Source organism: Arthrobacter sp. SO5, assembly GCF_020532805.1.
GTDB lineage: Bacteria > Actinomycetota > Actinomycetes > Actinomycetales > Micrococcaceae > Arthrobacter.
Map to the genome: position 1 here is coordinate 60939 of NZ_MQTQ01000006.1, position 10673 is coordinate 71611.

Here is a 10673-nt window from a genome sequence, read left to right on the forward strand (position 1 = left end):
GGATCGTGCTGGCCGCGACCCCGATCGGCAATGCGGGCGACGCCACCTACCGGCTGGTCGAGCTGCTGAAGACGGCTGACATCGTCGCCGCCGAGGACACCCGGAGGCTGCACCGGCTGGTCCAGCACCTCGGCATCGCCGTCGCCGGCCGGATCATCAGCTACCACGAACACAATGAGGCGGCCAAGACCGGCGAGCTGCTGGACCAGGTCCGCTCCGGCAAGACGGTGGTGATGGTGACCGATGCCGGCATGCCGTCCGTTTCCGATCCCGGCTTCCGCCTCGTCGAAGGCGCCGTGGCGGCGGGGCTGACCGTCACCGCCGCCCCCGGGCCCTCGGCCGTGCTGACGGCCCTGGCCCTTTCCGGACTGCCGACGGACCGCTTCTGCTTCGAAGGATTCCTGCCGCGCAAGGCCGGCGAACGGTCCTCGCGTCTTGCGGACCTCGACGCCGAACGCCGCACCATGGTGTTCTTCGAGGCCCCGCACCGGCTGGAGCCTATGCTCCGCGCCCTGCGCGAGAGGTTCGGTGCCGACCGCCGCGCCGCCGTCTGCCGTGAACTGACCAAAACCTATGAGGAAGTCATCCGCGGCACGCTGCGCGAACTGCTCGAGTGGGCCGAGGGCAACGAGGTTCGCGGTGAGATCGCCGTCGTCGTGGGTGGCGCTCCGGAGCGGGATCCCGGCAAGCCGGCGGACCACGTGGCCGCGGTCAACGCGCTGATGGCGCAGGGAATCCGGCTCAAGGAGGCCGTTGCCGCGGTGGCCGAAGAGGCGAGGGTCAGCAAGCGGGAGCTGTACTCCGCCGTCCTCGAGGCCAGATAGCCCGTTGACTGTGCAGCTGCACAGCCAATTCGCTGTGGCGTAGTGCGCGCATGCGTAGACACCCGGCCGAAACCGGCAGTACCGTGGCAGTGAATCCCGGCGCGCTGCCGGCTGGCTGGTGTGAGTCGCCAGTCAGCCCGGAGCTGCGCTGAAACTGATCCTCATTTCATGAAGTGCCGACGAGGGAGTCAACCGTGACCGTAACTGCCCAGCCCATTGTCACTGCGGAGCGCGAGAGTGCACTGCTGGCGTCCGTACCGACCGGACTGCTCATCAACGGTGAGTGGCGTCCTGCCGCGTCCGGAAAGACCTTCGACGTCGAGGACCCCTCAACGGGCAAGGTGCTGCTGAGCATTGCAGACGCCGGTCCCGAGGACGGGGCCGCTGCACTGGACGCGGCGTCAACAGCCCAGGATTCCTGGGCCAAGGTTGCCCCGCGTGAGCGCGGGGAGATCCTGCGCCGGGCCTTCGACCTGGTGACGGCCCGGGCAGAGGACTTCGCGCTGCTGATGACCCTGGAGATGGGCAAGCCGCTCGCGGAGGCCCGCGGCGAGGTCACGTACGGTGCGGAATTCCTGCGCTGGTTCTCCGAGGAGGCCGTCCGGGCGTTCGGCCGCTACTCGGTGTCCCCGGAGGGCAAGTCCCGCCTGCTGGTGACGAAGAAGCCGGTGGGTCCGTGCCTGCTGATCACACCGTGGAACTTCCCGCTCGCGATGGCTACCCGCAAGGTCGCCCCGGCCGTCGCCGCCGGCTGCACCATGGTGCTCAAGTCTGCGAATCTGACCCCCCTGACCTCGCAGCTGTTCGCCGCCGTCATGATGGAGGCCGGGCTGCCGGCCGGCGTCCTGAACGTCATTCCGACGTCCACCGCAGGCGCCACCACCGGGCCGCTGATCAGGGATTCCCGGCTCCGGAAGCTCTCCTTCACCGGCTCCACCGAGGTGGGCCGCCGGCTACTCTCAGACGCCTCCGAGAACGTGCTGCGGACCTCGATGGAGCTCGGCGGCAACGCCCCGTTTGTGGTGTTCGAGGACGCCGACGTCGACGCCGCCGTCGCCGGGGCGATGATTGCGAAGCTGCGGAACATGGGTGAGGCGTGCACCGCGGCGAACCGGTTCATCGTCCACGAGTCTGTCGCCGACGAGTTCGCGGACAAGTTCGCGGCAAAGATGGCGGAAATGACCACCGCCCGCGGCACCGAGCCCGAGTCCAAGGTCGGCCCGCTGATCGATGCCAAGAGCCGCGACAAGGTCCACGAGCTCGTCACGGATGCCGTGTCCGCCGGAGCCGTCCCTGTGGTGGGCGGCGGCCCGGTGGAGGGCCCGGGCTACTTCTACCAGCCCACCATCCTCAAGGGCGTCACCGAGGGCACCCGGATCCTGTCCGAGGAAATCTTCGGACCCGTCGCCCCGATCATCACGTTCGACACTGAGGACGAGGCCGTGCGGCTGGCGAACAACACCGAGTACGGCCTGGTGGCGTACGTCTTCACGAAGGACCTCAACCGCGGCATCCGGATGGGCGAACGCCTCGAGACCGGCATGCTGGGCCTGAACGCCGGCGTCGTCTCCAACGCCGCAGCCCCGTTCGGCGGTGTCAAACAGTCCGGCCTGGGCCGTGAAGGCGGCCTTGAAGGCATCGAGGAATACCTCTACACCCAGTACATCGGGATCGCCGACCCCTACGCTGGTTAGGAACTGACTGCGGCCCGCCGGCCCCCTCTGACCGGGTTGACCGGATCAGAGCGGGCCGGCGGGTTGATGGGGCCCGGCTACCCGCGGCGGACCCGGCGGAGTCCGGCGCGCAGCCTCGTCCAGGATCCGGCGACGCCTCGCCGGGTGAGCTGCGCCCTGCGGGAAAGGGCGCGGAACGGGGCCAAAGAAGCCAGGCGCCACCGGGAAAGGACCGACGGCGGCAGCCAGGTGGCGCGGACCCGCGCGAACGGCCGCGCGTTGGCCCGCAGCGAGGCCTGGACCGCGGCTATCCTGACGGCTGCGGTGCGGCCATCGGGGCGTCCGGCGGCTCCTTCCGTGCCGTCCCCGGCGTCGGGACGGCCATACTGCCGGCGCTCGAAGTCCCGGGTCAGGGCGCTCACGGCGCCGTGCCCGGCGCCATCGAGGCGGTCAGGTCCTCCCAGTGCGGCGGACGCTCGCAGCCGTTCGGAGAAGTGCCGGGGGGTCTCACTCGGGTGCGGAGCAACCCCGTAATCCGTTGCGAGGTCACGCAATTCTGCCCAGGCCGGCAGGGCCGGCGGAACACCGTCGGACGCTCTGGCACTGTTGAGCCGCCGGCGCCGGAGGCGGCCGCGGGCCAGTTGGGGCGATGCCACCAGCAGGGCCAACAGCAAGACGGCGCCGGTGCCGTACAGGACGGGCAGCAGCTGGGTGGCCGGACTCGCCTGACCGGCCGCGCCCGGAAGTGGCAGCGGGGCGGCACCCGGCAGCGGCGTGGGGTTGGGAGCCCTGCTCGGAATCAGCCCGTCATTGTTCTCGTTGGTGCTCGCTCCGCTGGGAGCGGCGCCCTCCGTGGCGTAGGAGGGGACAACACCGCGGGACGGGGTTGGTTCGAACGGGACCCAGCCCACTCCCTGGAAGTACAGTTCCGGCCAGGCATGGGCGTCCCTGGCATCGACCTCGAACTCGGGCAGCGCACCCTGGCCCGCGATCGAAACCGTGGCGCCCGTGGGCCGGCCCGGGGCATAGCCGACGGCGATCCGGCTGGGGACGCCCTCCAGCCGGGCCATCACGGCCATGGCGGACGCGAAGTGGATGCAGTAGCCGCTCTTCTGGGTCAGGAAGTCCGCCAGCACAGAGAGCCCGTTGCCGTCGTAGCCGCCCTGCACCGGTGACTGCAGGGAATAGCTGAAGGTGACCGAACGCAGGAACCGTTGGATGGCCATGGCCTTCGCGTAGGCGGATGTGCTTCCCGCGGTCACCGAATCGGCCGTCTTGCGCACGATCTCCGGAACGTTGTCCGGCGGACGGATAAACTGCTCCGGAACACCCTGGACCGGTGCCGAGGATTGCGCCAGCAGATCCGGTGTGAGCTGGGGTGCGACCGACAGGACCAGGTACTGCTGGTTGCGGGAGTTGGTGTCCACGCCCTTGATGCTGAGCGTGGCGGGGTCCCAGCTCCAGCGGCCCGCGAGCCCGTTGACAGCTTCGGGGGCATACGGTGCGGGCAGGTACGGGCTCGTGAACTGGCCGGTGTTGATGGCTGTGACCACGCGGAGCTCAGTCGCGGCTGATTCGAGGCCGGAATCTATCCGCCCGGTGCCCTGACGCCGGGTGTCCTCGCGGTCATCCGGCGCCCAGGTGTCGCCGTTGAAACTGTCCACGGTGACCGAGCGCAGGTAGGGGGTGGTGGGCGCATTGGTGGCAAAGGTGATCCTGCCGTCCCCGGAGGGGCTGCGCAGGCTGTTGCCGAGGCTGATCATCGGATTGAGCCCGGTGGCGCTGCCGAACGGATTCAGCCGTGAGCCCTGCGGGAACGTGCCCTGGTCGAAGCCCGGGATCAACAGCTGGAGCAGCATGCTGACGCTCAGCGCGAGCGCGCCGGTCACGACGGCCCGCTTGAACTGGCCCGGGTTGCGGGCGGTGTCGGCGCCGGTGCGCGGATCCGGGGCAAACCAATGGCTGCAGCCCAAAATCATCAGATAGCCGATGGCGGCCCCGGCGAATCCGAGCACTCCGACGCTTTGCGGCTTGACCATGGCCGGCACGATGAGGATGGCGAGGATTCCGATGCCGCTGGTCGCCGGCAGCGAGAGCGGGACGGCGAGGGCGTCCACCAGGATGACCAACAGCCCCAGGACAGCGCAGATTAGCAGCACAATTCCGGCGTTGGGAGCGACCGGGGAGCTTTCGGCGAGGACCGTTTCACTGGCCCGGCGCAGATACCGGCCCAACTGGGACAGGGTGGCACCCGAGGGGATGAATCCGATGATGCTTTGCGGGCGGAAGAAGGTGAAGGTCAGGATCAGGACAAACGACGCAAGGCCGCCAAGCTCCACGAAGACGGTGCGCCAGCGCAGCGCGCGGAGCCCGGCTATGGTCAGGGAAACGGTAAAGACAACCGTCAGGACCGGGGAGTACCACGCCCAGCCCCGCAACACACCGTTGAGGCCAAGCGCGGCTCCGGCGATGGCGATGGCGACGGCGAGCCCCATCATCCAGGGCTGGGCGCCCACTTTGGCGCGTGTGGAACGGGCGCCCGGGGCAGGATCCGTGGCGTCACGTGCCCCGGTGGTCCCGGCGTCGGAGGCGGATTCCGCATCGGTGCCGCGCTGAGGAGTGAGGGTCATCGTCTGCCGCCAACGCCGCGGCGAACTTCAGCGGCATCCGGGAGGGGCGCCGTCAGGCTCTCGTCGAAGGCGCTCCACGCCTCGGGAAGGGCGGTCGAGGCGGTGACCGCAACCGCCCTCCAGCCGCCCAGCCGCAGTGCTTCCAGCACCTCGGCATCCTGCTGCGCGTGCTCTGTGATGACGAGGGCAAAGGCATTCGCGCCGAAGCCCGCGGCCGCGGACAGCGCCCGCGCCTCGCCCGGAGAGAGGTTCCCCAGGATCGCGAGAACGGGGCCGCGCAGCCGGTGCGCGGCCAGTTTATCCATCAGCCGGTCGTCGAACGGCAGTGGAACCGAGTCCGAACCGGCCGACGGCACACGGCCGGGCTTCATCTCCGGGTCCCGGCTCTGGTGCGGGTCCCTGCCGCTGTGCCTGTCCCGACGGTGGTGGGCGGGTCCGGAGAGCTGGATGGCGGCCAGGCTCTCTGCTACGGACTGCAGGCCGGAGGCCCCGATGTATTCCTCGGACTCCGGCTCCGGGGCCGAGTGCGAACGGAGGAAGGCGGGCTCGCCCGCCGAATCGAGGAAGCGCAGGGCGTAGTTGCGCTCGGCGAGGTGGGCGCCGATGGACATTGCGGCGGTCACGGCCCACTCGAAAGCGTCACTTGTGAGCAGTTCCTGGCCGTCTGTCCCGCCGGGGCCGTGGACCTTGGCGCCATGATTCCCCGCTCCGTGGGAGAAACCGCCGTAGGGGAAGCCCCCGCGGGAGGAACCGCCAGGAAAGGCCGCCAGCCGCTGGTCCAGGATGATGGTCGCCTCGGGAGTGCTGACGGACTCTTCCTGGCGGACCATCAGTTCCCCGTGCCTCGCGGTCGCCGCCCAGTGCACGCGGCGCATCGGATCGCCATGGCGGTATTCGCGCGTCATGACGTCGTCGTCGCTCGGGTTGGCGCGGATCCGAGTGGAGGTGACGCCGTCGTGCCCGCGGGCGCCGGCCAGGCCAGTTACGGGAAGTTCGACGGCGGCGGGGGTGACGGTAAGGATCTCGCCGCCGTCGATTGCCTGGCGGTGCAGGGACAAGCCGAAGGGGTCGCTGAATTCGGCGGTGACTGGCCCGATCAGGAACTGCCCGCGTGTGCCGGAGCGGAGGTGGTACTCGTAGCGGCTGGTCCGGCCCGCCGCCGAACGCGCAGGGAACCGGAATGCAGGTGACTCCCCGAACCGGGGCGGCAGATGCTCCTCCATGGTGGCATGGCCTGCACCCGTTCCCGTCCGGGCCACGGCGAGCCGCACTGTAGTGGACGCTGAGGTCTCGACGGTGGACGGGGTGAACTCCCGGTAGACCCGAAAGCTCGGCTTCAGGACGCGGATCCCGGCCAGAGAGAGCAGCGGCAGGACCAGCAGCAGGATCGCAACTGCCAGCAGATCGCGGCGCCCCATGACCTGTGCGGCCAGGAGGAAGACGCCGCCCGCCGCGAGCAGGCCCCAGCCGCGCGTCGTAAAGATGTGCCTCGGGAACCGGTCCATCAACGCCACGGCGCGGCCAACCCTAGCGGTGGTTGGGGAGCTGGGCCGCGGAACCCGCCGCGGTTTTGCCTCGAGCGGGACGGTCGCCGCCGACGGCCCCCGCTGCCTCAGTGCCCACCGGGATCCTGGCCAGGACGGCCCGGATCACGCTCTGTGGCGTCTCGCCTGTGCTGGCGGCCTTGCGGTCCAGGATGATCCGGTGGGCCAGGACGGATTCGGCAACAATCACGACGTCGTCCGGCAGCACAAAATCCCGGCCTTCCAGGGCCGCTGTCGCCTTGGCCGCGCGCAGCAGCTGGAGCATGGACCGGGGGCTGGCGCCGAGCCGGAGCATGGCACTCTCGCGTGTGGCCCGGCCCAGGGATACGGTGTATTCCTTGATCGACTGGGAGACGTAGACGTGCTGCACCGTGGCAATCATGGAAGCCACTTCCCCGGCGGTGACCACCGCGGTAACGCGGGTCAGCGGCGAGGTCGCCTGGTGGGTCTCCAGCATTTCCATCTCGGAATCCTTGTCCGGGTAACCCATGGAAATCCGTGCCATGAAACGGTCCCGCTGGGCCTCCGGAAGCGGGTACGTTCCTTCCATCTCGATGGGGTTTTGCGTGGCAACCACCATGAACGGCTCGTCCAGCTTGTAGGACTTGCCGTCCACGGTGACCTGGTGTTCCTCCATGCACTCCAGCAGGGCCGACTGGGTCTTGGCGGAGGCCCGGTTGATTTCGTCGCCGATCACGATGTTGGCGAACACCGCGCCGGGCCGGAACTCAAAGGACCGGGACGCCTGGTTGTAGATGGAAACGCCGGTGACATCGGAGGGCAGCAGGTCCGGGGTGAACTGGATCCGGCTGACCGAACAGTCGATGGTGCGGGCCAGGGTCTTGGCCAGCAGTGTCTTGCCAACGCCCGGGACGTCCTCGAGCAGCAGGTGGCCCTGTGCCAGCAGCACGGTCAGGGCAAGCTTCGCGGCTCCGGCCTTGCCGTCGATCACGGTGTTGATGGCCGTCAGGATTCGCTCACTGGCGTCCCTGAACGCCTCGGCATCCATTGCCGCAGGCGCGGGCCCCAGACGCCTTGTTGCCGGGCTTCCGCCCGCCGCGGAGGCAGCCTGGAAGCCCTGACTTCCAGGGAGAACTTCGTCTACGGAGGTGCGGTGGTAGTCCATCGGCAGCCTTTCAGCCCTGGCGGGTCCCGGGACGGATCGGCATGAACTGCCGGGCCCACCATCGGGTGTACGTCTGTCTTCCTATCAGAGTACTAACACAACTGCCGGACCTGACAGAGAGTTCCGGGGAAATCTCCGGACGTCCGCTGGACGCCGCCTTGGCACGGTGCGGTTAACTTCCGGGACAAGCCGCCGGTGTCGACGCGCGGCAGACCCCGGTTAAGGTGGAACGATGTGTAATCCCCTCACTCCTTCCCCGTTCCGTACACCCGGCAGCGACGGGACCGGGCGCCACGGGTATCCGCCGGCGCCGGACCCGCTTCCGGTCCCGGTGATGGACAACCACACCCATCTTGACTTTCCCAGCGAGGGCCTCGCGGTCAGCGTCAGGGACGCCCTCGACGCCGCAGAAGCCGTAGGCGTCCGGGGTGCCGTGCAGGTGGGGTGTGACCTTGAATCCTCCCGGTTCACTGTCCAGGCGATCGAGCTTGACACTCGGCTGCTCGGCGCCGTCGCGATCCACCCGAACGATGCACCCGACTACGCCGCGCGGGGAGCGCTGGAGGACGCCCTGGCGGAGATCGAGGCGCTCGCCGCGCACCCGAGGGTCCGGGCGATCGGCGAGACTGGCCTGGACTTCTTCCGGACTGAGGGGGAGGGGCTGGCCCACCAGCGGTACTCCTTCCGCCGGCATATCGACATCGCCAAGCGGCTCGGCCTGACGCTGCAGATCCACGACCGGGACGCCCACGACGACGTCGTCCAGGTCCTCCGCGAGGAGGGACCGCCGGACCGCGTGGTTTTCCACTGTTTCTCCGGCGGCGAGGAGTTGGCCCGGATCTGCAACACCGAGGGCTGGTACATGTCCTTCGCCGGCACGCTGACATTCAAGAATGCGGGAAATCTCCGCGCCGCCGTGGCCCTGGCCGAACCGGAACGGGTCCTCGTTGAAACCGATGCACCGTTCCTCACTCCGCACCCGCACCGCGGCCGCCCGAATGCGAGCTACATGATCCCCTACACCGTCCGGGCCATGGCGGATGTGACTGGGCGTGACCTCGCAGATTTATGTGCCGGGATCGCCGAAAATACGCTGCGGGCCTACGGATCCTGGGACTGAACGGCCACATTTGGACCGGTCGACGAACATACCCGGTATGCACAAATTCTTGGTTGCTTTATAACGCTCCGGTTACAGTGGACAACTATTAGCCGGGGTCGGGGAAGGCCTTCGGATAATTTCACTCCTGCAGGGCGTGCATTGTGGCCTAAGAACCATATGCGCGCTCTCGTTTTGAGTGTGGCAGTGCACGCACCTGCCGCGAACACGCCGGACCCGTCCGGCTTTGCCCCAGAGGCGTTTGCGGAGGGTGGTCCCGTGCGCTTTTCCCCGTGCCCGGACGGTCCAAAAGATATGGGCAATCGTGGTCAAGCTCTTCACATCGGACGGCAAGTTCAGCTTCGTCAAGGTCGGCACGCAACTCGTGGTGCTCGTTGCGCTCGTGCTGGGCCTCGTGGCCTTCGTCGGCAACAACAAGACCGTGACACTCAATGTCGACGGCAAGGTAAGTTCCGTCCAGACCTTTGGCGGCACCGTCGGCCAGGTCGTCAAGGGCGCCAAGGTAGAACTCCAGTCATCTGACCGGGTGTCGCCTGCGGCCGACTCCCACGTGCAGGACGGTTCGGTCATTAACGTCAACCTCGCCAAGGCCGTCAAGGTCAGCATGGACGGCGCCGAGCGGACCATCAACACCACATCCCCGAACGTTGAGGCGCTCGTGACGGAACTTGGCGTTGCCAGCTCCTCCGAGGTCTCCGCCCCGAAGGACGCCCAGCTCTCCGTCTCCGGTTCGTATGTGACCATCTCGACGCCTAAGAACGTCACCATCGCCGCGGACGGCAACGCTGCAAAGACCACCACGACGGCGGCCACCGTGGCCCAGCTCCTCGCCGACGCCGGCGTCACGCTTGGTGCCAGCGACCGCACCTCGCAGCCCGGCAACGCTCCGGTTGTCAACGACATGGTCATCAAGGTCTCCCGGGTGGATGTCAGCAAGACGGCGGAATCCACCGAGACCGTCCCGTTTGAAACGCTCACCACCGAAGACGCCAACATGCTCAAGGGCGAAAAGACCGTGACCCAGGCCGGACTGCCCGGCAGCTTGAACAAGAGCTTCAAGCTGGTCCTCGTGGACGGCCGCGAAGCATCCCGCACCCTCGTTTCGCAGTCCGTCACGTCGCAGCCGGTCACCGAAAAGGTCTCCGTCGGTACCAAGGAGAAGCCCAAGCCCGCAGCAGCACCGGCCGCTGCCAACACCGGCGCGGCTGCCGCCACGGGCGCGGCTGCCCCGGCCATGATGAACGAGGCCATGTGGGACAAGATCGCCCAGTGCGAGTCGACCGGCAACTGGTCCATCAATTCCGGCAACGGCTACTACGGCGGACTGCAGTTCGACGTCCGGACCTGGCTCGGCTCCGGCGGCGGCGCCTACGCACCGAATGCAGCCGGCGCCACCAAGGCACAGCAGATCGACATTGCCAACCGCGTCTACGCGCAGCGCGGCCTGTCGCCGTGGGGCTGCGGCTGGGCCGCCTCCCGCTAGGAGCCGGCTGACCGGCGATGATTCACAGCGGCTGCCGCTGCGTCTGACCACGGCTGCGGCAAGTCCGGCGAAAGCCGGGTCCGGCTCCCGGGACCCGGCTTTCGCTGTGTCCGGCTCCGGCCACAACCCGCGGGGGCCCCGCGGCGCACGCCTGCCCGCACCGCTTCGAGGCCGGCACGGCGCGGCGGGATAGGATATCGGGGTGACTGAACCGATCCCCTCCGCCCCGGGCTCCACCTCCGGGGGAACCCCCGAACGAACCCCCGCTAGCGC

General features: G+C 68.4%; 7 protein-coding genes. 4 read left to right on the forward strand and 3 right to left on the reverse strand.

All coding sequences use genetic code 11. From position 1 onward, the window contains the following. The first annotated feature begins 2 nt into the window (after positions 1-2). Both rsmI and BJG92_RS01325 read left to right on the forward strand, forming a co-directional pair. Complete coding sequence (rsmI, locus tag BJG92_RS01320; RefSeq protein WP_232082226.1) at positions 3-824, forward strand: 16S rRNA (cytidine(1402)-2'-O)-methyltransferase; 822 nt, start codon at positions 3-5, stop codon at positions 822-824. 194 nt (positions 825-1018) lie between these two features. After that, a complete protein-coding gene (locus tag BJG92_RS01325; RefSeq protein WP_232082215.1) occupies positions 1019-2518 on the forward strand; it encodes an NAD-dependent succinate-semialdehyde dehydrogenase in 1500 nt (499 codons plus the stop codon). A gap of 77 nt (positions 2519-2595) precedes the next feature. Here BJG92_RS01325 and BJG92_RS01330 read toward each other — a convergent pair whose 3' ends face one another. Genes BJG92_RS01330 through BJG92_RS01340 form a run of 3 tightly spaced genes read right to left on the reverse strand, consistent with a single transcriptional unit; the run spans position 2596 to position 7797 of the window. Beyond that, complete coding sequence (locus BJG92_RS01330; protein ID WP_232082216.1) at positions 2596-5127, reverse strand: transglutaminaseTgpA domain-containing protein; 2532 nt, start codon at positions 5125-5127, stop codon at positions 2596-2598. Continuing rightward, entirely contained in the window at positions 5124-6641 is a 1518-nt protein-coding gene (locus BJG92_RS01335) for a DUF58 domain-containing protein (RefSeq protein WP_232082217.1), read from the reverse strand. The genes BJG92_RS01330 and BJG92_RS01335 overlap by 4 nt, the downstream gene beginning before the upstream one ends. A 13-nt stretch (positions 6642-6654) precedes the next feature. After that, positions 6655-7797 carry a MoxR family ATPase gene (locus BJG92_RS01340; protein WP_232082218.1) on the reverse strand — a complete coding sequence of 381 codons (1143 nt, stop codon included), beginning with the start codon at positions 7795-7797 and terminating at the stop codon, positions 6655-6657. Between the two features lie 232 nt (positions 7798-8029). Between BJG92_RS01340 and BJG92_RS01345 the strand changes: the two genes are divergently transcribed. Both BJG92_RS01345 and BJG92_RS01350 read left to right on the forward strand, forming a co-directional pair. Next, the gene (locus BJG92_RS01345; protein WP_232082219.1) at positions 8030-8917 is read left to right on the forward strand and encodes a TatD family hydrolase; all 888 of its coding nucleotides are present in this window, start codon (positions 8030-8032) and stop codon (positions 8915-8917) included. A 304-nt stretch (positions 8918-9221) separates the two neighbouring features. Next, entirely contained in the window at positions 9222-10400 is a 1179-nt protein-coding gene (locus tag BJG92_RS01350; RefSeq protein WP_232082220.1) for a resuscitation-promoting factor, read from the forward strand. Positions 10401-10673: the final 273 nt, after the last annotated feature.

Coding starts and splice junctions, on each gene's coding strand:
- BJG92_RS01330 (WP_232082216.1), bottom strand. CDS start 5,127: ATGACCCTCACTCCTCAGCGCGGCACCGATGCGGAATCCGCCTCCGAC.
- BJG92_RS01340 (WP_232082218.1), bottom strand. CDS start 7,797: ATGGACTACCACCGCACCTCCGTAGACGAAGTTCTCCCTGGAAGTCAG.
- BJG92_RS01345 (WP_232082219.1), top strand. CDS start 8,030: ATGTGTAATCCCCTCACTCCTTCCCCGTTCCGTACACCCGGCAGCGAC.